Annotated in this window: 18 protein-coding genes; 4 read left to right on the top strand and 14 right to left on the bottom strand. The window is 72.7% G+C overall.

Features of this window, described 5'->3' with window-relative positions:
- Positions 1–82 precede the first annotated feature (82 nt).
- The 5 genes from rpmA to ACIPLC_RS04895 all read right to left on the bottom strand — a co-directional run bounded on the left by rpmA (position 83) and on the right by ACIPLC_RS04895 (position 7870).
- The gene (gene rpmA, locus ACIPLC_RS04875; protein WP_344342406.1) at positions 83–340 is read right to left on the bottom strand and encodes a 50S ribosomal protein L27; all 258 of its coding nucleotides are present in this window, start codon (positions 338–340) and stop codon (positions 83–85) included.
- A gap of 14 nt (positions 341–354) precedes the next feature.
- Complete coding sequence (gene rplU, locus ACIPLC_RS04880; protein ID WP_188307842.1) at positions 355–672, bottom strand: 50S ribosomal protein L21; 318 nt, start codon at positions 670–672, stop codon at positions 355–357.
- Between the two features lie 233 nt (positions 673–905).
- Positions 906–4529, bottom strand: a complete 3624-nt coding sequence (locus ACIPLC_RS04885) for a ribonuclease E/G (RefSeq protein WP_400471134.1) — start codon at positions 4527–4529, stop codon at positions 906–908.
- Positions 4530–4960: 431 nt separating this feature from the next.
- Positions 4961–5722 carry a TIGR03936 family radical SAM-associated protein gene (locus tag ACIPLC_RS04890; RefSeq protein WP_400471136.1) on the bottom strand — a complete coding sequence of 254 codons (762 nt, stop codon included), beginning with the start codon at positions 5720–5722 and terminating at the stop codon, positions 4961–4963.
- 219 nt (positions 5723–5941) lie between these two features.
- Positions 5942–7870: a TIGR03960 family B12-binding radical SAM protein gene (locus tag ACIPLC_RS04895; protein ID WP_400471138.1), complete on the bottom strand. Its 1929-nt coding sequence runs from the start codon at positions 7868–7870 to the stop codon at positions 5942–5944.
- A gap of 449 nt (positions 7871–8319) precedes the next feature.
- On the opposite strand from ACIPLC_RS04895, the gene ACIPLC_RS04900 reads away from it, so the two are divergent.
- Positions 8320–9612 (top strand): M14 family zinc carboxypeptidase, encoded by a 1293-nt coding sequence (locus tag ACIPLC_RS04900; protein ID WP_400471140.1) that lies wholly within the window; start codon positions 8320–8322, stop codon positions 9610–9612.
- A 128-nt stretch (positions 9613–9740) separates the two neighbouring features.
- Here ACIPLC_RS04900 and rodA read toward each other — a convergent pair whose 3' ends face one another.
- The 8 genes from rodA to ACIPLC_RS04940 form a co-directional block, all read right to left on the bottom strand.
- The gene (gene rodA / locus ACIPLC_RS04905) at positions 9741–10940 is read right to left on the bottom strand and encodes a rod shape-determining protein RodA (protein WP_400471142.1); all 1200 of its coding nucleotides are present in this window, start codon (positions 10938–10940) and stop codon (positions 9741–9743) included.
- The gene (gene mrdA, locus ACIPLC_RS04910) at positions 10937–13297 is read right to left on the bottom strand and encodes a penicillin-binding protein 2 (RefSeq protein ID WP_400471144.1); all 2361 of its coding nucleotides are present in this window, start codon (positions 13295–13297) and stop codon (positions 10937–10939) included. The genes rodA and mrdA overlap by 4 nt, the downstream gene beginning before the upstream one ends.
- Before the next feature lie 69 nt (positions 13298–13366).
- Positions 13367–14005 carry a rod shape-determining protein MreD gene (gene mreD / locus ACIPLC_RS04915; RefSeq protein WP_400471146.1) on the bottom strand — a complete coding sequence of 213 codons (639 nt, stop codon included), beginning with the start codon at positions 14003–14005 and terminating at the stop codon, positions 13367–13369.
- A gap of 3 nt (positions 14006–14008) precedes the next feature.
- On the bottom strand, positions 14009–14959 hold the full coding sequence (gene mreC / locus ACIPLC_RS04920) for a rod shape-determining protein MreC (protein ID WP_400471147.1): 951 nt from the start codon (positions 14957–14959) through the stop codon (positions 14009–14011).
- Positions 14960–15054: 95 nt separating this feature from the next.
- Positions 15055–16080 (bottom strand): rod shape-determining protein, encoded by a 1026-nt coding sequence (locus ACIPLC_RS04925; RefSeq protein ID WP_400471247.1) that lies wholly within the window; start codon positions 16078–16080, stop codon positions 15055–15057.
- Between the two features lie 318 nt (positions 16081–16398).
- On the bottom strand, positions 16399–16812 hold the full coding sequence (gene ndk, locus ACIPLC_RS04930; protein ID WP_400471149.1) for a nucleoside-diphosphate kinase: 414 nt from the start codon (positions 16810–16812) through the stop codon (positions 16399–16401).
- Positions 16813–16921: 109 nt separating this feature from the next.
- The gene (locus ACIPLC_RS04935) at positions 16922–17272 is read right to left on the bottom strand and encodes a DUF4233 domain-containing protein (RefSeq protein WP_400471151.1); all 351 of its coding nucleotides are present in this window, start codon (positions 17270–17272) and stop codon (positions 16922–16924) included.
- Between the two features lies 1 nt (position 17273).
- The gene (locus ACIPLC_RS04940; RefSeq protein ID WP_400471153.1) at positions 17274–18665 is read right to left on the bottom strand and encodes a bifunctional folylpolyglutamate synthase/dihydrofolate synthase; all 1392 of its coding nucleotides are present in this window, start codon (positions 18663–18665) and stop codon (positions 17274–17276) included.
- Between the two features lie 174 nt (positions 18666–18839).
- Between ACIPLC_RS04940 and ACIPLC_RS04945 the strand changes: the two genes are divergently transcribed.
- The 3 genes from ACIPLC_RS04945 (at position 18840) to ACIPLC_RS04955 (ending at position 23299) form a co-directional block, all read left to right on the top strand.
- On the top strand, positions 18840–20273 hold the full coding sequence (locus ACIPLC_RS04945) for a glycosyltransferase (protein WP_400471155.1): 1434 nt from the start codon (positions 18840–18842) through the stop codon (positions 20271–20273).
- A 125-nt stretch (positions 20274–20398) separates the two neighbouring features.
- Positions 20399–21589 (top strand): non-hydrolyzing UDP-N-acetylglucosamine 2-epimerase, encoded by a 1191-nt coding sequence (wecB, locus tag ACIPLC_RS04950; protein WP_400471157.1) that lies wholly within the window; start codon positions 20399–20401, stop codon positions 21587–21589.
- Positions 21590–21760: 171 nt separating this feature from the next.
- Positions 21761–23299, top strand: a complete 1539-nt coding sequence (locus ACIPLC_RS04955) for a chitinase (protein WP_400471158.1) — start codon at positions 21761–21763, stop codon at positions 23297–23299.
- A gap of 18 nt (positions 23300–23317) precedes the next feature.
- Here the strand turns inward: ACIPLC_RS04955 and ACIPLC_RS04960 are convergent, their stop codons facing one another.
- Entirely contained in the window at positions 23318–23839 is a 522-nt protein-coding gene (locus ACIPLC_RS04960) for a hypothetical protein (protein ID WP_400471160.1), read from the bottom strand.
- Positions 23840–23936: the final 97 nt, after the last annotated feature.

A 23936-nucleotide genomic window follows, 5' to 3' on the forward strand; every position in this document is an offset into this window, starting at 1 on the left:
GAAAGTCTGCTTCTACCTGCGTAAAGCATGAAGGGTGGACCGGAACATTCCGGCCCACCCTTCACTGTGAGTCTGGTGTGACTCAGGCCTCGACGGCCACGACGTTGACGACCTTGCGGCCGCGACGGGTGCCGAACTGCACCGCACCGGCGGTCAGCGCGAACAGGGTGTCGTCGCCACCGCGACCGACGCCCGCACCCGGGTGGAAGTGGGTGCCGCGCTGGCGCACGAGGATCTCGCCGGCGGAGACGACCTGGCCGCCGAAGCGCTTCACGCCGAGGCGCTGGGCGTTCGAGTCACGGCCGTTACGGGTAGAGCTTGCGCCCTTCTTGTGTGCCATATCTCGCTATCCCCTTACTTGCTGACCGAGTCGATGCTGGTGATGCGCACCGCGGTGTGCTTCTGACGGTGACCCTGGCGACGGCGGTAGCCGGTCTTGTTCTTGTAGCGCAGGATGACGATCTTGTCGCCCTTGGTCTGGTCGACGACCTCGGCGTGAGCCTTCACACCGGCCAGGACCCACGGGTCGGACGTGACGGCCTCGCCGTCGACGACCAGGATGGTCGAGAGCTCGACCGAGTCACCCGGCTTGGCCTCGATACGGTCGATCTCCAGCACGTCGCCGACGGCGACCTTGTGCTGGCGGCCGCCTGCGCGAACGATCGCGTACATGCGGTACCTGCTTTCCTTACTCGGTCGGAACTCCCGACGCCAGCCACCTGGGTACGGACACAGGGGCCTCTCCCCGCCCGCTGCCGCGCGAACGCGGCGCTTCGGGAAGGTGATGTGCTCGGGAGCGTGTGGCGTAGACACGCCGAGGGTCAAGAATACGGACCGGCCGCCCGGGGGGCAAACCGGCCCGTACGGCCCGGGGCGGGAAGGGTCCCGCCCCGGGCGCGTGGGCACTACTCGGCCGCCGTATCACCGTCGGCGGCCGCCGCCTTCTTGGCCGCCGCGCTCGTCCGCTTGGTCGCGGTCTTGCGGGCGGTGGTCTTCTTGGCCGCCGTGGTCGTCTTCTTGGCGGCGGTCTTCTTCGCGGCGGTCTTGCGGGCGGCCCGCTTCTTGGGCGCCGGAGCCTCCTCCGCGGGCGGTTCCTCGGCCGCGGCCTCGGTGGCCGAGGCCTCCTCCGCCGGGGCCTCCTCCGCCGGGGCCTCGACGGCCGGGGTCTCCTCCGCGGGCGCCTCGACGACGGCCTCCGCGGCCTCGACGGCCTCGGGAGCCACCACGGCCGGGGCGGCCGGGGCGGCGGCCTCCAGGGCCGCCTCCAGCGCCGCGTCGGCCCGCGCCTGGAGCACCACGATCTCGGCCTCGCCCGGCGCACCGGCCGGAGCCGTCGCCTTGCGGACCGCGCGGCGGCGGGTGCGGCCGGCCGGGGCCGCCGGGGCGGCGGGGATCTCGACCAGGTCCGGCTGGGCGGCCGGGGCCTCCTCGACGGACTCCGCCTCGACGCCCGGGACCTCCAGGGCCAGCTGGCCCTCGATCTCCTCGCGCACCGGCTCGGCCTCGACGACCACCTCGGCCACCTCGGCCACCGCGGCCTCGACGGCCTGCGGCTCCTCGGCGGCCGCCCCGCCCTTGCCCCGGCGGCGGCGCTTGCTGCTGCCCGCGGCCGCCTCGGCCGACACAGCCGGGGTGTGGACGTGGGCGCTCGGCTGCTCCATGTGGACGATCACGCCGCGGCCGTTGCAGTGCACGCACGGCTCGGAGAAGGACTCCAGCAGGCCCTGGCCGACCCGCTTGCGGGTCATCTGGACCAGGCCCAGCGAGGTGACCTCCGCCACCTGGTGCTTGGTCCGGTCCCGGCCCAGGCACTCCAGCAGGCGGCGCAGCACCAGGTCCCGGTTGGACTCCAGCACCATGTCGATGAAGTCGATCACGATGATGCCGCCGAGGTCGCGCAGCCGCAGCTGGCGCACGATCTCCTCGGCCGCCTCGATGTTGTTGCGGGTGACCGTCTCCTCCAGGTTGCCGCCCTGACCGACGAACTTCCCGGTGTTGACGTCGATGACGACCATCGCCTCGGTGCGGTCGATCACCAGCGACCCGCCGCTGGGCAGCCAGACCTTGCGGTCCAGCGCCTTCATCAGCTGCTCGTCGATCCGGTAGGTGGCGAACACGTCCACCTCGGAGGTCCACCGCTGGAGCCGCCCGGCGAGGTCCGGGGCCACGTTGGAGACGTAGTCGTGGATGGTGCTCCACGCCTCGTCGCCGGAGACGATGACCTTGGTGAAGTCCTCGTTGAAGATGTCGCGGACGACCCGGACGGTCATGTCCGGCTCGCCGTACAGCAGCGCGGGGGCGTTGCCGGTCGCGGCCTTCTTCTGGATGTCCTCCCACTGCTGCTGCAGCCGCTGGACGTCGCGGGTCAGCTCCTCCTCGGAGGCGCCCTCGGCGGCGGTGCGCACGATGACGCCCGCGTCGTCCGGGACGATCTTCTTGAGGATCTGCTTCAGCCGGGCGCGCTCGTTCTCGGGGAGCTTGCGCGAGATGCCGGTCATCGAGCCCTCGGGCACGTACACCAGGTAGCGGCCGGGCAGCGAGATCTGGCTGGTCAGGCGGGCGCCCTTGTGGCCGATCGGGTCCTTGGAGACCTGCACCAGCACGGACTGGCCGGACTTCAGCACCGACTCGATCCGGCGCGGGCCGCCGTGGCCCAGCGCACCGAAGTTGACCTCGCCGGCGTACAGCACGGCGTTGCGGCCCTTGCCGATGTCGACGAAGGCGGCCTCCATCGACGGCAGCACGTTCTGGACCTTGCCCAGGTAGACGTTGCCGACGTACGAGGTGGCCTGCTCCTTGTTGACGTAGTGCTCGACCAGCACGCCGTCCTCAAGGACGCCGATCTGGGTCCGCAGGCCGTTCTGGCGCACCACCATGACGCGCTCGACCGACTCGCGGCGGGCCAGGAACTCGGCCTCGGTGATGATCGGCACCCGGCGGCGGCCCAGCTCGCGGCCCTCGCGGCGGCGCTGCTTCTTCGCCTCCAGACGGGTCGAGCCCTTGATGGACTGCACCTCGTCCGGGTCGAAGGACGGCTCGGTGGAACGACGGCGCGGCTCGCGCACCTTCACCACCGTGCGGACACCGTCCTCGGTGGTCTCGGCGGTCTCGACGGCACCGGCCTCACCGCTGCGGCGGCGACGACGGCGACGACGGCGCGACGAGGACAGGCCGGCGGCCAGGTCGTCGTCGTCCTCGACGTCCTCCTCGACGTCCGCGGCCGGCTCCTCGACGACGGACTGCCCGGTCTCGACGGCCTCGGCCTCGAACTCCTCGGCCTCGCCACGGCGACGACGGCGGCCGCCCCGACGGCGACGGCGCGACGGACGACCGTCGTCCTCCCACTCGCCCTCGGTCTCCGGACCGGCGACGGGGGCCTCAACGACGGGCGCCTCGACCGGCACCTCGACGACCTTCTGGACCGCCTTCGCCTTCTCGACGACCTTGGCCTTCTCGACGGCCCTGGTCTTCTCGGCCTTCTCGGCCTTCTCGACGGCCTTCGCCTTCTCGGCAGCCCTCGAACGGCTCGGCGGCTGCACCCGCACCGAGGTGCGCACCCGGCGGCGGCGGCCGACACCGCTGTACTCGAACTCCTCCTCCTCTCGCTCGGCGGCGGCCGGAGCCTCGACCGGCGCCGGGGCGGCGGCGGGCTGCTGCTGCGCCTGCGGCTGCGGCTGCGCGGCGGGGGCGACGAAGGGGGCCGGCTCCTGGAACACCGGAGCCTGGAAGATCGCGGTGGACGGGCGGACCGCGCGACGGCGCACCCGGTGGGTCGGCTCGGCGGCCGGCTCCGGCTGGACGGCCGGCGCGGGCTGGACGGCCACGGCCTCCTCGACCGGCTCCTCCTCGGCGGGCTCCTCCGCGACGGCGGGCTCCTCGACCGGGGTCTCGACGACCGGCGCGGCCTCGACCACCCGGCGGCGACGGGCCCGGCGGGCCGGTGCGGCGGGGGCCTCCTCGGCGACCGGCTCGGCGGCGGGGGCCTCGACGACCGGGGCCGCGGCGGCGGGCGCCTCAGCCGGGGTCTCGGCGGCGGCCGGCGCCCCGGCGGGCGCCTCGGCGCGCTTGCGGGTGCGACGGGCCCGGGCGGGCTTCTCCGCCTTCTCGTCCTTCTCGGCGGCCGGCTCGGCGGCCTTCTCGACCGTCTTCGCGGTCGCCTTCGCGGCGGTCTTCGCGGTGGTCTTCTCGACGGCGGGCGCCTCGGCGGCGGCCGGCTCGGTGATCACGACCGGGGTCGCCTCCGGCGTTCCGGCGGGCGCCTCGGCACGCTTGCGGGTCCGGCGGGCCCGGACCGGCTTCTCGGCCACCGGCTCGACGGCCGGTGCGGCCTGCGCCTCGGCGACGGGCGCCTCGGCCGGGACGACCGTCTCGGCCGCCTCGGCGGCCGCGCCCTGCGGGGTGCCCGCCGGGCGGGACACCGCACGGCGACGGCGGCGCGGCGGCGCCGCGGCGGCGCCCTCACCGCCGGTCGGGGCGGTTTCGTTCTGTTCCGTCGCCGCGTTCTGCTGCGGATCGGTGTTATCGAGCATGCGGGTGGATCTCCCGTCAGGCCCCCGGGCTCCACATCCGGGCACGGCACGGCACCCGTGGCCGGCCGGCATCGCGACGATGCTCGGGCCGGACCCTTTCACGGTGCCGCCGCGCGGACGCGAGGCCGCACAGGGGCTCGTAGTCTCGCTCGGCGCCCCGCCGCTCGGCGGGGTGTCGAAAGTCTTCTGGTCTGACCAGTCTTCTGAGGTTTTCCCAAGCTGCGCCGTTCCCCAACCCCGGGTGGCTCCCGGACGGGGTTCCCGGGCCCATCGACCGTCCTGGTCGGCGGGCCTCAGGTGGCCGGCTGTGCTGCGACGACGCTCGCTCCCCTGGGGAGCCGCGGGAACCTGGAGGACCGTCGGGCCCAGTGAGGCACTGGGCCCGGCCTCCGCCCGTCAGGCGGACGCGGCCCCGCGCACCCCGGCGGCTGTCAGCCGGCCGGGGCCGCGACGCGGTCGAGCGCCAGCGGGTCGGTCACCGTGCCGGACTCCTCGTCGAGCGGCCCCTGCGCCAGCCTGGTCACCTCTGCGGGGACCGGCGGCGCCAGGTCGGCCGTCACACGGAGACCGGACAATACGTCGTCGGGTCGTACGGCGGGTGTGGCGTGTCGTACTACCAGCCGCAGTATCGCACAGGGACGGCCGGTCCGAACATCGCGGTCCGCTTCGGCCACCGTGTCCGCACCGTCGACGACCTGCGGCGCGACGAGCTCGAGCGCCGCCACCGGACCGCGCGCGTCGAAGACCCGTACGCCGTTCTTGGTCAGGCGTTCGACCTCGACCCGCTCCGCGGCGAGGAACACCGCGACCGCGCGGGCGGCCTCCTGCGGCTCGACGCCGTCGAGCCGGAGCAGCCATTCGGAGGCCTCCAGGCGCTCCACGAAGTTCGGCGTCCGGACCTCGACCGCGTCGATCACGTCCAGGCCGGTCGGCAGCGACTCGTCCAGCTGCGCCCGCAGTTCCTCCGGGTCGCGGAGGGCGGCCAGGCCGATCTCCAGGTATTCCGCCTCGCTCGCCACCCCGGTCGGGGCCGCGTTGGCGTAGGACACCTTCGGGTGCGGGGTGAAGCCGGCCGAGTAGGCCATCGGCACGGCGGACCGGCGCAGGGCGCGCTCGAAGGCGCGCTGGAAGTCACGGTGGCTGGTGAAGCGGAGCCGGCCGCGCTTGGTGTAGCGGAGACGGATCCGCTGCACCGTCGGCGCGGGCGGGGGACCGTCGGGCGTACGGCGTGCCAGGGTCGCTCAGTCCTTAGTCAGTTGTCCCCGTCCGGCGCGACGGCTGCCGCCGCTGTCCGGACTCTGTCACCTCAAAGGGTACGCGCCCCGCCACCCCCCTCGTTCCGCCCCTGGTCAGCCGCGCACCGACACCCCCGGCCGGAACGGTCCGACCGGGGGGCGAGGCGCGCTGAAGGACTACTTGCCGACGACGCTCAGCGGCAGCAGCTTCTTCCCCGTGGGGCCGATCTGGATCTGGAGGTCCATCTGCGGGCACACGCCGCAGTCGAAGCACGGGGTCCAACGGCAGTCGTCGACCTCGACCTCCTCCAGGGCGTCCTGCCAGTCCTCCCAGAGCCAGTCCTTGTCGAGGCCGCTGTCCAGGTGGTCCCAGGGCAGCACCTCCTCGTAGGTGCGCTCGCGGGTGGTGTACCAGTCGACGTCGACGCCGGTGCCGGCCAGGCCCTTCTCGGCGGAGGCCATCCAGCGGTCGTAGGAGAAGTGCTCGCGCCAGCCGTCGAAGCGGCCGCCGTCCTCGTAGACGGCGCGGATGACGGCGCCGATGCGGCGGTCGCCGCGGGACAACAGGCCCTCGACGATGCCGGGCTTGCCGTCGTGGTAGCGGTAGCCGATGTTCTTGCCGTACTTGCGGTCGCCGCGGATCGAGTCGCGCAGCTTGGCCAGCCGGGCGTCGGTGGCCTCGGCGGACAGCTGCGGGGCCCACTGGAACGGGGTGTGCGGCTTGGGCACGAACCCGCCGATGGAGACGGTGCAGCGGATGTCGTTCTGGCCGGTGACCTCGCGGCCCTTCTGGATGACGTTCTTCGCCATCTCGCCGATCTGGAGCACGTCCTCGTCGGTCTCGGTGGGCAGGCCGCACATGAAGTACAGCTTCACCTGGCGCCAGCCGTTGCCGTAGGCGGTGGCGACGGTGCGGATCAGGTCCTCCTCCGACACCATCTTGTTGATCACCTTGCGCATGCGCTCACTGCCGCCCTCGGGGGCGAAGGTGAGGCCCGAGCGGCGGCCGTTGCGGGACAGCTCGTTGGCGAGGTCGATGTTGAAGGCGTCGACGCGGGTGGACGGCAGCGACAGGCCGATCTTGTCGTCGCTGTAGCGGTCGGCCAGGCCCTTGGCGATGTCCCCGATCTCGGTGTGGTCGGCGCTGGACAGCGACAGCAGGCCCACCTCCTCGAAACCGGTCGCCTTCAGCCCGCGCTCCACCATCTCGCCGATGCCGGTGATGCTTCGCTCCCGCACGGGGCGCGTGATCATGCCGGCTTGGCAGAAGCGGCAGCCGCGGGTGCAGCCGCGGAAGATCTCCACGGACATCCGCTCGTGCACGGTCTCCGCGAGCGGGACGAGCGGCTGCTTCGGGTAGGGCCACTCGTCGAGGTCCATCACGGTGTGCTTGGACACCCGCCACGGCACGCCCGGGGCGTTCGGCACGACGCGGCCGATCCGGCCGTCGGCCAGGTACTCCACGTCGTAGAACTTCGGCACGTACACCCCGCCGGTACGGGCGAGGCGCAGCAGCAGCTCGTCGCGGCCGCCCGGGCGGCCCTCGGCCTTCCAGCCGCGGACGAGCTCGGTGATGTCGAGCACGGCCTGCTCGCCGTCGCCGACCACCGCGCAGTCGATGAAGTCCGCGATCGGCTCGGGGTTGAACGCGGCGTGGCCGCCGGCCAGGACGATCGGGTCCTCGTCGGTGCGGTCCTTGGCCTCCAGCGGGATGCCGGCCAGGTCGAGCGCGGTCAGCATGTTGGTGTAGCCGAGCTCGGTGGAGAACGACAGGCCGAACACGTCGAAGGCCTTCACCGGGCGGTGTGCGTCCACGGTGAACTGCGGGACGTCGTGCTCGCGCATCAGCGCCTCGAGGTCCGGCCAGACGCTGTAGGTGCGCTCGGCCAGCACGCCCTCACGCTCGTTGAGCACCTCGTAGAGGATCATGACGCCCTGGTTGGGCAGGCCGACCTCGTAGGCGTCGGGGTACATCAACGCCCAGCGGACGTCGCAGGCGTCCCAGTCCTTGACGGTCGAGTTGAGCTCGCCGCCGACGTACTGGATCGGCTTCTGGACGTGCGGGAGGAGGGCCTCCAGGCGTGGGAAGACCGATTCGACAGTCATGTACTAGGAACCCTTACGACGTGATTCGGTGCCGCGCGCATCGGCAGGCGACGGCGGGGAGGGGTGACCCTCAAGGGTAGCCCAATCCGGGGAACGGCCCGCTGGCTCACCTCCGGGCTCACCGCCGCCCTGCCCAGGAACCCGCCCGCGCTCCGGCGCGACCGCTCCGGCCCGACCCGCCCCGGCACGCGCAGTGCGCGCCCGCCGCCCGGCGCCGTCCGCCGTTGACATGCCCGGACCGCCCGTGCGGTACTGACAGGGCCCCGCCAGAGACCTCTGCACCCCTTCCGGGCAAGGGAGTTGGGCCGTACGCTCAACCCTCGCCGACTCCTCCCCCCGGCGACCCGTCCCCGGCGCGCGGGGGCCCCGCAGGCCGCGTCCGGCGGCGCCCCCGCGCGCCCCGGCGGCCCGACGACGCCAGGCGGCCGCGGACACGCCCTAGGAGAGCCATGACCGACACCGACCGGCGGGTCCGCCCGCCCCGGCCCCTCGGCAGCCGGCCGGCCCGCTACCCCGCGCCGGCCCAGGCCGAGGCCGCGGCCCGGCGGCTCGCGCTGCGCCACCCGGAGCGGTGCCGGCTGCGCGAGGTGGGCCGTTCCCGGGCCGGGCGCCCGCTGCTGCTGCTGTCCGTCGACCGGGGCCCGCGCACGGTACTGGTCGTCGGCGGCCCGCACCCCAACGAGCCGATCGGCACGGCCGGCGCCCTGCGGCTGGCCGAGGTGCTGCTGGCGCGCCCCACCCGGCCCGGCCTGTCCTGGCACCTGCTGCTCTGCCTGGACCCGGACGGCGCCGCGCTCAACGCGGGCTGGCTGGACGGGCCGCTCACCATGCGCCGGCACTACGAACACTTCTTCCGCCCCTCGTTCGAGGAGCAGCCCGAACTGCTGCCGGCCGCCGACACGGGCCGGCCCCCGATGCCGGAGAGCCTGGCGCTGACCGGCCTGATCGACGAACTGCGCCCGTTCCTGCAGTGCTCGCTGCACGGCGTGGACTTCGGCGGCGCCTTCATCCAGCTGACCGCCCCGGTGGCCGGGCTGCCCGAGCTCTTCGCCGCCTCGGTGCGCCGCACCGGCATCCCGCTGGACGTCGACCCCTTCGACGCGGTCGGCTGGGCCAGCCCCTCCCCCGGCACCTACCTGATGCCCTCGGCGGACGGCGCCGGCCGGTCGCGGGCGCTGCCGGACGAGCCGGAGCTGTCCACCTGGTCGTACGCCGGCCGCCACGGCGGGGTGACGGCCGTGCTGGAGGTGCCGATGTGGGCCGTGGACGCGGTCGGCGACGGCCGTCCGCACCCGGCGGTGGACCGGGTGGTCGGCGCCGCGGCCCGGACGCTGCGCGAGCGCGCCGAGGAGCTCTCCGGGCTGCTGGCCCACGTGCCCGCGCACCTCCGGGCGGCGCACGGCGCGCTGGTGCGCGCGGCCGGGTTCACCCTGGAGTTCTGCCCGTCGGTGGCGGACGAGTGGCTGGCCCGCTGGTGCGCCGAGCCGCTCACGGTGTCCCGGGTGACCACCGCCGGGATCGTCGCGGCCCGGATCCCGCTGCGGGTGGCGTCGACGGTGCTGCGGCTGCTGGCGGACACCGGCGGTCCGGCCGTGGAGGCGGCCCGGGTCCGGGCCCGCGGCATCGTCACCGAGAGCCTGGACCAGTTGCACCACCGCTTCGGCGCCCGCTGGGTGCCGGTCCAGGAGCAGCTGACCCACCAGGTCCGCGCGGCACTCACCGCCGCCGACTGCCTGCGCTGACCAGGACCGAGGCCCACAACCCGCGCCAACAATCCAGGCCAACAACCCTCCCACTGCGCCCAGTTGAGAAACGCCGAGGGCCGACCCGAGAGGTTCTCGGGTCGGCCCTCGGCGGGCGGACGGTCGGCTCAGGCCGCTATCGGCCGCTGACTGCGGACCGCCTGGAGCAGCCCGATCGCGATCCAGACCGCGAACATCGACGACCCGCCGTAGGAGACGAACGGCAGCGGGATGCCCGCCACCGGCATGATGCCCAGGCACATCCCGATGTTCTCGAAGGCCTGGAAGGAGAACCAGGCGATGACCCCCGCGGCCACGATCGTCCCGTACAGGTCGGTCGCCTGCCGGGCGATCCGGCAGGCCCGCCACAGCACCACGCCGACCAGCAGGATGATCGCCAGCGCCCCGACGAAGCCCAACTCCTCACCGGCCACCGTGAACACGAAGTCGGTCTGCTGCTCCGGCACGAACTGCCCGGTGGTCTGCGTCCCGTGGAACAGCCCCTTGCCGGTCAGCCCGCCCGAGCCGATCGCGATCCGGGCCTGCGCGGTGTTGTAGCCGACGCCGGAGGGGTCCAGCTGCGGGTTGGCGAAGGCCGCGAAGCGGTCGATCTGGTACTTGCTCAGCACCCCGAGCTTCCAGATCGCCACGCACCCGCCGGCGCCCGCCACCAGCAGCCCGAGCACCCAGCGGTTGGCCGCCCCCGAGCCGAGCAGGATGCCCAGCACGATCGCGGCCATCACCATCACCGAACCGGCGTCCGGCATCAGCAGCACGACGCACATCGGCAGGAAGGCCCAGACCAGGCCGCGGAACACCGCCCGGTGCGAGGGGTACTCCCGCTCCCCCGCGTCCACCTGGTCCGACAGCACGACCGCCATCGCCAACACGATCGCCAGCTTCGCGAACTCGGCGGGCTGGATGGAGAAGCCGCCGCCCAGCTGGATCCAGGAGTGCGCGCCGTTGATGGTCGAGCCCAGCGGGCTGAGCGTGGCGAGCAGCATCAGGATCACGCCGACGTACAGGAACGGCACGAGGGTGCGGAAGCGCCGGCTCCCTATCCCTATCACCACCGAGCACAGCACCAGCCCGACGACCAGGTTGGTCAGGTGCCGGTACAGGAAGTACTGCGGGTCACCGTGGGTGAGCGAGTCCCGGCCGCGGGTGGCCGACCAGACCAGCAGGGAGCTGCCGAGCGACAGGGCCAGCGCGGCGAGCAGCAGTATCCAGTCCAGCCGCCACAGCGGGGAGTCCTTGGCCAGGGCCTTGGAGACCCCGCTGCGTTGCGGGCTCAGCCGCAGCTGCCGGTAGGAGCCGTAGGAGGTCATGCCCGCCCCCTTCCCGGGCCGCGGTTCGGTTCCAGCGCGGCGTCGGCCGCGGTGCCCAGGGCGGGCCGGTCGTTCGGCTGCGCCGGGTCCAGGAAGGTCGGCGCCGGGTCCAGGAAGGCTGACCCCGGGTCCAGGAAGGCCGGCGCCGGGTCCAGGAAGGCCGGCGCCGGGCCGGGCACGCCCTGTGCCTGGTCCAGCGGCGCCAGGAGGGCCGGGGCCGCGGCGGCCTGCGCCGGGTCGACGGTGTAGGCGGCCGGCTTGACGATCGCGGTGCCGTCCGGGTTGAACTTCGGCAGCTCGGCCTGCGGCACGGGCAGCAGCGCCTTGCCGTTGTCGATGTTGCCCTTGTCGTCGACGCCGTACAGCGCCTGGTAGATCCGGCGGATCGCGTCGCCGGAGCCGCCGGAGCCGGTGCCGCCCTGGCTTATCGTCATGACGACCGCGTAGTCCTTGCTGTACGTGGTCAGCCAGGAGGTGGTCTGCTTGCCCTCGACCTCGGCGGTGCCGGTCTTGGCGTGCAGCTCGATCTTGTTCTGCGGCCAGCCGGCGCCGGAGAACTTCCAGGCGGCGGTGCCGCCGGTGATGACGCCCGCGGTGGCCTGGTCGATGTAGCTCAGCAGCTTCTGGCTGCCGGGGAACTTGCCGTCCTCGTGCGGGGCGATCTCGCGGACGAGGTCCCCGCTCGGGCTTATCACCGCCTTGGCGATGGTCGGCCGGTAGAAGGTGCCGCCGTTGGCCAGCGCCGAGTAGATCCGGGCCATCTGGACCGGAGTGACGAGCGTGTCGCCCTGGCCGATCGCGAAGTTGACGGCGTCACCGGCGCGCATCTGGTAGCCGTCGACGCAGTTCTCCTTGGCGATCTGGTCGGAGAAGCTGGTGCCGCCCTTCTGCGCCTGCGCGCACCAGGCGTCCTTGTTGTTGTCGTAGAAGGACTGCTTCCACTGCCGGTCCGGCACCCGGCCGGTGACCTCGCTGGGCAGGTCGATGCCGGTCTTGGCCCCGAGGCCGAACTGGTGGGCGGTCTTGAAGAACCAGTCGCCCGGCTCCTTCTTCGGCTTGATGCCGCCGTCCTTCATCCACTGGTCGTACGCCAGGCCGTAGAAGACGGTGTCGCAGGAGACCTCCAGCGCCTTCTCCAGGGAGATGGAGCCGAAGTTCTCGCTCTCGAAGTTCTTGAACTCGCGGCCGCCGATGGTCATGGCCTTCGGGCACGCGTACGTCCCGTCCAGCGAGTAGCCGGCCTCCACGGCGGCGGTGGTGGAGACGACCTTGAAGGTCGAGCCGGGGGCTGACTGACCCTGTATGGCCCGGTTCAGCAGCGGGAAGTTGGAGTCCTTGCTGGTCAGCGACTGGTAGTCCTTGCCGGTGATGCCGCCCACCCAGAGGTTGGGGTCGTAGGTCGGCGCGCTGGCCATCGCGACGATCCGCCCGGTGTGGACGTCCATCACCACGGCGGCACCGGAGTCGGCCTCGTAGTTGCGGTTGGTGATCTTGTCGAAGGTCTTCCGGGCGTCGGCCATGGCCTGCGCCAGGTTGTCCTCGACCACCTTCTGCACCCGCGCGTCGATGCTGGTGACCAGGTTGTTGCCGGTCTGCGGGGCGGCGGCGCCGGCGGTGCCGATCACCCGGCCGAGGTTGTCCACCTCCAGCTGGGTGATGCCGGCGGTGCCGCGCAGGTCGCGGTCGTACACCGATTCCAGGCCGGCCCGGCCGATCTGGTCGGCCGGCAGGTAGCGGTCCAGGCCGGTCTTGGAGGCGGTCTTGCTGACCTCCTCGTCGGTGACCGGCGAGAGGTAGCCGAGCACCTGGGCCATGTTGGCGCCCTCGGCACCGGTGTAGCGGCGCACGGCGGTGGGCTGCGCGGTGACCCCGGGGAAGTCCTCGCGGCGCTCCATTATCTGCATCGCCTGCTGGGTGGTCGCCTCCTTGGTGACCGGGATCGGCTGGTAGGGCGAGCCGTTCCAGCAGGGCTGCGGGGTCTTGGCGTCGCAGAGCCGGACCTTCTCCTGCACGTCCTTGGCCGGCATCCCCAGCACGTCGGCCAGCCGGCCGAGCACCGCCTTGCCGCCGTCCCTCTGCTGCAACAGCGAGGTGCGGCTGACCGAGACCACCAGCCGGGCCTCGTTGCCGGCCAGGATCCGCCCGGAGGCGTCCAGGATCTCGCCGCGGACGGCCGGTTCGACCACCTCGCGGATGTGGTTGCCGGTCGCCTTGGCGGTGTAGACGCTGGCGTTGCGGATCTGCAGGTACCACAGCCGCCCGCCGAGGGTGGCGAGCAGCGACAGGACCAGGATCTGCAGCACCACCAGACGGATCGTCACCCGCCGGGTACGGCCGGTCTCGGGGATGTTGCTCACGTCTCGTGCGCTCCAGGATGCGGGAAGTCGGGAGGTCGGGGGCCGGGCCGGTCAGGGCGGCCGGGCCGGTTACGGGCGCCGGGCGAAGCCGGGCACGCGCCGCTTCTTGTAGGACGGGCCGGCCGAGACCTCACGCGTGGTGCGGTAGCGGGCCAGCGCGCCCAGACCGGGACCGCCCTCGTCGTCGTCGCTGGCGGTCACCGGGTCGCGCCCGAAGCGGCGGCCGACCAGCATCACCAGCGGCACCACGAACGGCGCCAGCAGCACGTCGTACAGCAGGGCGCTGACCACCAGGCCGCCGAGGCCGACGTGTCGGGCCGCGGTGTCGCCGACCAGGGCGCCGACCATCGCGTACAGCAGGGTGGAGGCGACCGCCGCGGCGCCCACCACCACCAGCGCGCTGGACACCGACCGCTGGCGGCCGTGCTCCGGGCGCAGCAGCCCGGCGGCGTAGCCCATCAGGCAGAGCACCAGCGCGTAGCGGCCGATCGCGTGGTCGGAGGGCGGCGCGAGGTCGGCCAGCAGGCCGGCCGAGAAACCGACCGCGCAGCCGCCGGACGGCCCGTAGACCATGGCCAGGCCGACCACGACGAGCAGCAGTATGTCCGGGGTGGCCCCCGGGAGCTGGAGCCGGCCGAAGACGCTGACCTGGAGGATCAGGCCGAGCAGGATCAGGGCGGCGGAGACGGGGATGCGGGCGAGGCGCATGGCTCAGTTCCCCCCAGTGGGCTTGGCGGGCGGGGCGGCGGGCGCGGTCGGGGTCTGGGCGGGAGCGGCCGGGGCCTGGCCCTGTCCCTGGGCGGGGGCCGGCGGCAGGACGCCGTCGCGCGGGTCGGTGCGCGGCGGCACGACCACCACGCCGACCAGGTCCAGCCGGGTGAACTGGACGAAGGGCTCGACCAGGATGGTCTTGGTCAGCTGGCCCGGGGTGGCCTCGACCTCGACGACCTTGCCGACCGGCACGCCGGGCACGAACGGGCGGCCGCTCTGCGAGCCGAAGGTGACCAGCCGGTCCCCGGCCTTGACCTGGGCCTTGCCGTTGAGCAGCGAGACCTTCATCGGGCTGGTGCCGCCGCCGGAGGCGAAGCCGATCTCGCCGGTGGCCTCCAGCCGGGTGCCGGCCGAGAAGCCGGGGTCGGAGGCGAGCAGCACGGTCGCGGTGGTCGGGGCGACGATGGTGATCCGGCCGACCAGGCCCTGACCGTTGATCACCGTCATGTCGCGGGTGAGGCCGTCGTCGCTGCCGGCGTCGATGGTGATGGTCCAGGAGAAGCCCTGGGCCGGGCCGATCGCGATGACCTGGGCGGCCTTGACGGTGTAGCCGCCGGCGCCGGCGGTGCGCAGCAGGTCGTCGAGCTGCTTGGTGCGCCCGGAGGCCATGTCGGAGGAGGCGAGCTTCTGCCGCAGTTCGGCGTTCTCGCGGGCGAGCTGGTCGGTGCGGCCGTTGTTGGTGGCGGCGTCGCGGAAGGCCCGGACGGTGTCGGCGACCGGGTCGACGACGGTGGCGGCGCCGCGCTCGACCGGGCCGAGGACGCTGGCGGCGGCGTGTCGGGCACCGCCGAGGGGCGAGCTCTCACCGCCCTTGATGTCCACGGTGATGAGTGCGAAGGCGACGGCCACCAGCAGGATGAGCAGTAGCCGGCTCTCTCGTGTGTCCCTCACGGTGCTGGTACTGCCCCTTCGTACCTGGTCGGCCGCCCGGGCTGTGGGGCCCGGGCGGCGGCCCGTTCAGTTGAGTGTCGGATGTCTCGGATGTGCTAACGGCGCGGGGAGGCATCCAGTACCTGCTGGAGCGCCTCGAACTCCTCGACGCACTTGCCGGAGCCGAGCGCGACCGAGTCGAGCGGGTTCTCGGCGATGTGGATCGGCATGCCGGTCTCGCGGCGCAGCCGCTCGTCGAGGCCGCGCAGCAGGGCGCCGCCGCCGGTGAGCACGATGCCGCGGTCCATCACGTCGCCGGCCAGCTCGGGCGGGCACTGGTCGAGGGTGGTCTTCACGGCGTCGATGATCGAGTTGACCGGCTCGTCGATGGCCTCGCGGACCTCGGCGGCGGAGATGACCACGGTCTTGGGCAGGCCGCTGACCAGGTCGCGGCCGCGGATCTCGGCGTGCTCGTCCTTCTCGCCCTCCATGCCGAAGGCGCTGCCGATGCTCATCTTGATCTGCTCGGCACTGCGTTCGCCGAGGAGCAGCGAGTACTCCTTCTTGATGTGCTGGACGATCGCGTTGTCCAGCTCGTCGCCGGCCACCCGGATGGACTGGGCGGTGACGATGCCGCCGAGGGAGATGACCGCGACCTCGGTGGTGCCGCCGCCGATGTCGACGACCATGTTGCCGGTGGCCTCGTGGACGGGCAGCCCGGCGCCGATGGCGGCGGCCATCGGCTCCTCGATGATGTGCACCTGGCGGGCGCCGGCCTGCGAGGAGGCCTCGATCACGGCGCGGCGCTCGACCCCGGTGATGCCGGAGGGCACGCAGACCACGACCCGGGGGCGGGCGAGGTAGCGGCGGCGGTGGATCTTGAGGATGAAGTAGCGGAGCATCCGCTCGGTGATCTCGAAGTCGGCGATCACGCCGTCCTTGAGCGGGCGGATCGCGACGATGTTGCCCGGGGTCCGGCCGATCATCTTCTTCGCCTCGGCGCCGACCGCCAGGATGCCGCCGGTGTTGGTGTTCACCGCGACGACGGACGGCTCGTTGAGGACGATCCCCTTGCCCCTGACGTACACCAGCGTGTTGGCAGTTCCAAGGTCGATCGCCAAGTCGCGGCCGATGAACGACAGGTTGCTCGCCATGGGGTGTGGTTGCCTTCCCGGGCTCGGAGTTCATGGGGGTGGGACGAGAGCGCGCCCACGCTCGGGCGGAGCCAGCTGAGCTGCCTTACCGGGCCCTTGAGTCGCGTCCATCGTAGTCACGCGGCGCGGTACGGACGTCGATGCGGGGCATACCGTCCATTGTCCGGAGCGTGTTCGCTTCTCCGGGCATTGGGACGCCGTGTCGGCGTCCGTGGTTGCTTATTTCACGATAAAAGTGCCCCGGCCGGGCCAATGGTCCCGACCGGGGCAGTGCCAAGGTCCCGCGGGCGTGGCGCCCGGGCTGGCTCAGGCGTGCGCCGGGAAGAAGATCTTGATCTCGCGCTCGGCCGACTCCGGGGAGTCCGAGGCGTGGATCAGGTTCTCGCGGGTGATCGTCGCGTAGTCGCCGCGGATGGTGCCGGCCCCGGCCTCCAGCGGGTTGGTCGCACCGGCCAGCATCCGGATGCCGCGGACGACCTCCTCACCCTCGACGATCATGGCGATCGACGGGCCGGCGGTCATGAACTCCAGCAGCGGCTCGTAGAACGGGCGGCCGACGTGCTCCGCGTAGTGCTGCTCCAGCGTCGCCCGGTCGAAGGTGCGCAGTTCGACGGCGGTGAGCCGCCAGCCGGCCTTGCGCTCGATGCGGCTGATGATCTCGCCGGCCAGGCCGCGCTGGACGGCGTCGGGCTTGAGCAGGACGAGAGTGCGCTGGGACACGGTGCGTCTCCTGGGGATTCGGTGCGGCAGACAGTCGGGCCGACGGGCGGGAGCCGACACGGCAGAGATTACCTTGCGTGTGCGGCGTGTCGGCCCGCCGGTCCGGGCCCTAGACCGGTACGGCAGCCGCCTCCGCGGCGGCCCGGGCGGCCTTGAACTCGTCCACCTTGCGGCCGTAGTGCACCGAGCACCACCACAGGCCGGCGAAGACCACACCGAGGCCGAACATGGTCGGCAGGATGAAGCCGCTGGCGATCAGGCCGATCTGCAGCGCCCACCCGACGGCCACCGCGCCGGGGCGGTTGATCATGCCGCAGAGCGCGATGCAGAGCGCCATGACGATCCCGGTGACGATCCAGATCGTGGCCGTGGAGACGCTGGAGAGCTGCATGGCGACCAGCCCGGCGAACATCGCCAACAACGCCTCGCCGATCAGGGTCGAGGAACAGAGCGTCCTCATGTCACTTCCTCCCGAGCAGCAGGCGGGCCTCGCCCACCGTGACGACCGAACCGGTGACCAGCACCCCGGCGCCGCCGAGGTCGCCCTCCTCCTCGGCGAGGGTGACGGCGGCGGCGATGGCATCGTCGAGCCGGGGCTCGACCTGGACGCGGTCCTCGCCGAAGATGTCGACGGCCAGCGCCGCCAGCTCGTCGACGTCCAGCGCGCGGTGGGTGGAGTTCTGGGTGATCACGACCTCGGCGAGGATCGGCTCGAAGGCCTCCAGCACGCCGGCCACGTCCTTGTCCCCGGAGGTGCCGATCACGCCGACGAGCCGGGTGAAGCCGAAGGACTCGCCGAGGGCGGCGACGGTGGCGCGGGCGCCGTGCGGGTTGTGCGCGGCGTCCAGGATGATCGTGGGGCTGCGGCGGACGACCTCCAGGCGGCCCGGCGAGGAGACGCCGGAGAAGCCCTGGCGGACCTTGTCCACGTCGAGTTGCCCGCCGCGGGCGCCGCCGACGCCGAAGAAGGCCTCGACCGCGGCCAGCGCCAGCGCCGCGTTCTGCGCCTGGTGCTCGCCGTGCAGCGGGATGAAGACGTCCTCGTACTCCTCGCCGCCGAGCCCGCGCAGCGTCACCAACTGGCCGCCGACGCCGAGCTCACGGCGGATCACGCCGAACTCCATGCCCTCGCGGGCGACCGTGGCGTCGACCTCGACGGCACGCCGCAGGATGTTCTGGGCGGCGTCCAGCTGCTGCTGGGCGACGACGGCGACGGCGCCGGACTTGATGATCCCGGACTTCTCGACCGCGATCTCGCCGGTGGTCTCGCCGAGCTTGTCGGTGTGGTCCAGCCCGATCGGGGTGATCACGGCGACGGCGGCGTCGATGACGTTGGTGGCATCCCAGGAACCGCCCATGCCGACCTCGACCACGGCGACGTCCACGGGGGCGTCGGCGAAAGCGGCGTAGGCCATGCCGGTCAGCACCTCGAAGAAGGACATCGGCACCGGCTGCGCCGCGTCGACCATCTGCACGTACGGCTCGATGTCGCGGTAGACCTCGACGAAGCGCTCGGGGGTGATCGGGGCGCCGTCCAGGGTGATCCGCTCGGTGACGCTCTCCACGTGCGGGCTGGTGTAGCGGCCGGTGCGCAGTTCGAAGGTGTTGAGCAGCTGCTCGATCATCCGGGCGGTGGAGGTCTTGCCGTTGGTCCCGGTGATGTGGATGGAGGGGAAGGACCGCTGGGGCTGGCCCAGGATGTCCATCAGCGCCTCGATCCGGTCGAGCGAGGGCTCCAGCTTGTTCTCCGGCCAGCGCTTGGAGAGTTCCACCTCGACATCGCGCAGGACGTCGCCGGTGTCGCCGTCGGCGGGGCGGAGGGTGTACGGGTTCGGGTCGGCCTTGTCGCTCACGACCACAGTCTACGGAGCGTCGGCGGGCCGTCCTCACGGGGTGAGAACGACCACTTTGGTCGGACTTTCCAGTTTGCCCCCTTTACTATCTCTTTAGCGAGTTTGATCCGTAATGAAGCAGCGATTCGCAGCCCACGGAGCCGCGCAGCCTTTGATCACGAGGAGCCCCACGCCATGCCCGACGTTCTGCACGAGTGGATCGTGCTCCGCCAGGACGCCATCGTCTGGTTCGCCGGACTGGTCTCACTGGCACTCGTCGGCTACATGGCCTTCGTCTTCGGACGCTTCCTCGTGTACTGGGCCGGCTCCCGGCACGCCTTCCGGTACAACCGGCCCGCCGACCCCGGCGACCCGGCCGCCTTCCAGTGGCACCTGGTGATCCCCTGCCGCGACGAGGAGGCCGTGGTCACCCAGACCCTGGCAGGCCTGCGCGAGAGCGCGCCCGAGGCCCACCTGTGGGTGATCGACGACGACAGCGAGGACGCCACCCGCGACCTCGTGCTCGCCGCCGCGGCCCACGACGACCGCGTCCACCTCGTCCAGCGCCGCCGCCCGCACGCCCGGATCGGCAAGGGCGCCGCCCTCAACGCCGCCTACCGCGAGATCACCGCCTGGCTGCCCGAGGACGCCGACCGCGCCCGCGTGGTGATCGGCGTGGTCGACGCCGACGGACGGCTCGACCCCGGCACCCTCCCCCAGGTCTGCAACGACAAGGCGCTCGGCCGCCCCGACACCGGCGCCGTCCAGATCGGCGTGCGGATGCGCAACGCCGACGACGAACTCCCGCTGCCCGGCCGCGGCCGCACCGCCAACGCGTTCGCCCGCGCCCTGGTCCGGATGCAGGACGTCGAGTTCCAGGCCAACAACGCCGGCATGCAGCTGCTGCGCCGCCGCACCGGCAGCGTCGGCCTCGGCGGGAACGGCCAGTTCGTCCGCCTCACCGCCCTCGACTCGCTCACCGCCGAGGAGGGCCGGGCCGGCCGCCCCTGGCCCGAGCGCGCCCTGCTGGAGGACTACGAGTCCGGCCTCGACCTGCGCCTGGCCGGCTGGCGGCTCACCCACGTCACCGAGACCCAGGTCTCCCAGGAGGGCCTGATCTCGCTGCGCCGCTTCCTCACCCAGCGCACCCGCTGGGCCCAGGGCAACATGCAGTGCCTGCGCTACACCGGCCGGGTGCTGCGCTCCCCCTTCTACAGCTGGTCCGGCAAGGCCGAGGTGCTGTACACCTTCCTCCAGCCCGTCGTCTGCGTGCTGCTGGTCCTGCTGTTCCCGCTCTCGCTCGCGATCACCACCGCCGGGCTGGTGCTCTTCCCCGCCGAGACCACCGACTTCCACGTCAGGTTCGGCCCGTGGATGCTGCTCGCCTTCGCGATCGCCACCCTGCCGATGGTGTTCTGGGGCTTCGCCTACCGCCGGCTCGTCCACCCCGACCGCGGCCGGCTCACCGGACTGCTCTGGGGCGTCCTGATCTGGCTCTACGCCTACCACCTCTTCGTGGTCGCCGCCCGGGCCGCCGCCCGGATGCTGCTCGGCCGCAACGGCTGGGCCAAGACCCGGCGCAACGCCGAGAAGGTCGCCCTCGGCGCCCCCACCGCCCTTGAGTCCTGAGCCTCGGTCCTGAGCCTCGGTCCTGAGCCTCGGTCCTGAGCCTCGGTCCTGAGCCCCGCGCCCGAGCCCCGCGCCCGAGCCCCGCGTCTGAGTCCTGAGCAGCCCCACCCCCTCGGAGCCTCCCCATGAGCACGTGCCTTCCCCCCGCCAGCGTCGCCGTCGTCCTCGGCACCCGCCCCGAACTGGTCAAGCTCGCCCCGCTGATCCACGAACTCGGCGACGCCACCCGTCTGGTGCACACCGGCCAGCACTGGGACGAGGCGATGTCCGGCCGCTTCCTGCGCGACCTCGACCTGCCCCGCCCGGAGCTGCTCACCGGCGTCGGCGGGCGCCCCCGGGCCGGCCAGATCGCCCAGTCCCTCGGCCAGCTGGACGCCGCCTTCGCCGAGGACCGCCCCGCCGCCGTGGTCGTCCAGGGCGACACCAACGCCACCCTCGCCGGGGCGCTGGCCGCCAACGCCCGCGAGATCCCGCTGGTGCACGTCGAGGCCGGGCTGCGCAGCTTCGACCGGGCGATGCCCGAGGAGCACAACCGGGTGATGGTCGACCACGTCTCCGACCTGCTCTGCGCCGCCACCGAGGACAACGTCGCCAACCTGCGCGCCGAGGCCCTCGCCGAGGAGCGGATCGCGCTCACCGGCAACACCGTCGTCGAGGTGGTCCGCCGTCAGCTGCCGGCCGCGGCCGACCGCACCGCGCTGCTCGCCGCGCACGGGCTGCGCCCGGACGGCTACGTGCTGGCCACCGTGCACCGCCCGGAGAACACCGACACCGCCGGGGCGCTGGGCGCCGTGCTGGCCGAACTGGACCGGATCGCCCGGGCCGGCACCCCGGTGCTGTTCCCGATGCACCCGCGCACCCGGGCCGCCGTCGAGCGCTTCGCGCTGGACGCCCTGCTGGAGCGCCTGGCCGTCACCGGGCCGGTCGGGTACGCCGACTTCCTGGGCCTGGCGAGCCACGCCGCGCTGCTGGTCTCCGACTCCGGCGGCGTGCAGGAGGAGTGCACCGTGCTCGGCCGCCCGCTGCTGGTGGTGCGCCGCTCCACCGAGCGCCCGGAGGCGGTGGCGGCGGGCTTCGCCGCGCTGGTGGGCCCCGGCGAGGACCTGGGCGAGCTGGCCCGGACCTGGCTGGCCGACACCCCCGAGCGGCTCGCCCGGCTCGCGGCCACCCCGAGCCCGTACGGCGACGGCCTGGCCTCGGCCCGGATCGCCGCGCTGACCGCCGCGGTCGCCGAGCCGGCCGAGGCCGGGGCAGCCGACGCCGGAGCGGCCAAGGCCGGAGCAATCGGCTCCGGAGCCCGGCCGCTGGCCGCCTAGCGCCCTCTTGACAGCCGGATTGGTCTACTCCACCTTGTGAGGCAAGTCTCCTTCCCCGACAGGGACTTGAGTTGTCGGTAGCTCCCGCACGCGCACCATCGACACCCCGGACGGCGTTCCACCCCCACCACCCAGGCGCGCCGCCGGGCCTCCCCCACAGGAGATGGAGTCATGCCACCTGCCCGACACCGGCGCCCGCGCGCCGTCCACACCCTGCTCGCCGGGGCCGGCGCCATCGCCCTCGGCCTGAGCGGGCTCGTCCTCGCCACCGGCACCGGCGCCCAGGCCGCCGACCCCGACCTGGTCACCAACGGCGGCTTCGAGACCGGCACCCTGTCCGGCTGGTCCTGCGGCAACGGCGCCGTCCAGAGCGCGACCGTGCACTCCGGCCGCTACGCCCTGCAGTCCACCCCGGGCAACGGCGACACCGGCGAGTGCACCCAGACCATCGCCGTGAAGCCCTCCTCGACGTACACGCTGAGCTCCTGGGTCCAGGGCTCGTACGTCTACCTGGGCGCCCGCGGCACCGGCGGCACCGACCCCGGCACCTGGACGAACTCCACGGGCTGGGCCCAGCTGAGCACCGGCTTCACCACCGGCCCGGGCACCACCAGCGTCACCGTCTACCTGCACGGCTGGTACGGGCAGCCCGCCTTCCTCGCCGACGACGTCTCGCTGATCGGTCCGGGCGGCCCGCAGCCCTCCCAGAGCCCGACCGTCACCACGTCCCCGAGCCCCACCGGCACCGGCAGCCCCTCCCCCACGGACACCGGCACCGGCAGCCCGACCGCCACCTCGACCGGCAAGCCGCCCGGCCTGCCCAAGCACATCCTGACCGGCTACTGGCAGAACTTCGACAACGGCGCCACCGTCCAGCGGATCAGCGACGTCCCGGCCGCCTACGACATCATCGCGGTCTCCTTCGCCGACGCCACCAGCACGCCGGGCGGGCTGGGCTTCACCCTGGACCCGGCCCTCTCCTCCCGCCTCGGCGGCTACACCGACGCCCAGTTCAAGGCCGACATCGCGGCCAAGCGGGCGGCCGGCAAGAAGGTGGTGCTCTCGGTCGGCGGGCAGAACGGCACGGTGTCGGTGAGCGACCCGACCTCGGCGGCCAACTTCGCCGGCACCGCCTGGGGGCTGATGCAGGCTTACGGCTTCGACGGGATCGACATCGACCTGGAGAACGGCGTCAACGCCGCCTACCTGGGGCAGGCGCTGCACTCGCTGGCGGCGAAGAGCGGCAGCGGGTTCATCCTCACCATGGCGCCGCAGACCATCGACATGCAGTCGACCGGCATGGAGTACTTCAAGCTGGCGCTGAACGTGAAGGACATCCTCACCATCGTCAACATGCAGTACTACAACTCCGGTGCGATGAACGGCTGCGACGGCAACGTCTACTCGCAGGGCACCGAGAACTTCCTCACCGCGCTGGCCTGCATCCAGCTCAAGGGCGGGCTGCGGCCCGACCAGGTGGGGCTCGGGGTGCCGGCCTCCACCAGCGCGGCGGGCGGCGGGTACGTCAGCCCGAGCGTGGTCGACGACGCGCTGGACTGCCTGGCCGCCGGCACCAACTGCGGCAGCTACAAGCCCGACACCACCTGGCCGGGCATCGGCGGGGCGATGACCTGGTCGACCAACTGGGACGCCACGGCGGGCAACCCGATCGCGGGCACCATCGGCGCGCACCTGCACGCCATGCCGTGACACCCCCCGGGCTGGGGCTCAGACCCCGGCCCGGGCCTCCGGGACGTGCGCCCCGGGCCCACCGTGCCGGCGGCGCAACTCGGCGGTGATCTCGGTCAGTTCGCCCTCGGGCAGCAGCGGCAGCATCATCGCGACGCCCTGCAGCAGGCCGCCGAGCAGGAAGGTGGTGTCGGCGGTCGAGGCGACCAGGCCGCGCACCTCGGCCACCTCGCCGGCGGCCACCGCCTCGATCAGCCGGGCGGCGTCCGCACTCTCCTCGTCCACCGCGACCGCACCGTTGTCGGCCGGGGCGCGCCGGGCCATCGCCCGCAGCACCCGGTCACCGACCTCGGGTGCGTACGCCTTGCGGACGGCCTCGGCGGCGATCCAGGCGAGCAGGGTGGTCACCTCGCGCTCGGCGTGCTCGGCGAGGAGCAGGTCCAGCTCGTGGTCGAAGGCGAGCTGGTTGCCGTGGCGGAACGCCAGCAGCAGGGTCGCCGCCCTGGCCTTGGCCTCCTCCACCGCCTCGGCAGGCAGTTCGTCGGCCAATTCCTCGGTCACCACCACGCCGTGCCCTCCCGTCCGTCGGCTCAGCAGGAACGCTCAGCAGAATCACCCGTCGGAAACTCCGTGCACACCGTACACATCCGACCTGCAA

This window comes from Kitasatospora sp. NPDC086801 (assembly GCF_044745805.1).
GTDB lineage: Bacteria > Actinomycetota > Actinomycetes > Streptomycetales > Streptomycetaceae > Kitasatospora.

Coding starts and splice junctions, on each gene's coding strand:
- rodA (WP_400471142.1), bottom strand. CDS start 10,940: ATGACCTCCTACGGCTCCTACCGGCAGCTGCGGCTGAGCCCGCAACGC.
- rplU (WP_188307842.1), bottom strand. CDS start 672: ATGTACGCGATCGTTCGCGCAGGCGGCCGCCAGCACAAGGTCGCCGTC.
- rpmA (WP_344342406.1), bottom strand. CDS start 340: ATGGCACACAAGAAGGGCGCAAGCTCTACCCGTAACGGCCGTGACTCG.
- ACIPLC_RS04885 (WP_400471134.1), bottom strand. CDS start 4,529: ATGCTCGATAACACCGATCCGCAGCAGAACGCGGCGACGGAACAGAAC.
- ACIPLC_RS04900 (WP_400471140.1), top strand. CDS start 8,320: ATGACCGACACCGACCGGCGGGTCCGCCCGCCCCGGCCCCTCGGCAGC.
- ACIPLC_RS04945 (WP_400471155.1), top strand. CDS start 18,840: ATGCCCGACGTTCTGCACGAGTGGATCGTGCTCCGCCAGGACGCCATC.
- ACIPLC_RS04935 (WP_400471151.1), bottom strand. CDS start 17,272: ATGAGGACGCTCTGTTCCTCGACCCTGATCGGCGAGGCGTTGTTGGCG.
- ACIPLC_RS04895 (WP_400471138.1), bottom strand. CDS start 7,870: ATGACTGTCGAATCGGTCTTCCCACGCCTGGAGGCCCTCCTCCCGCAC.
- mreD (WP_400471146.1), bottom strand. CDS start 14,005: ATGCGCCTCGCCCGCATCCCCGTCTCCGCCGCCCTGATCCTGCTCGGC.
- ACIPLC_RS04955 (WP_400471158.1), top strand. CDS start 21,761: ATGCCACCTGCCCGACACCGGCGCCCGCGCGCCGTCCACACCCTGCTC.
- wecB (WP_400471157.1), top strand. CDS start 20,399: ATGAGCACGTGCCTTCCCCCCGCCAGCGTCGCCGTCGTCCTCGGCACC.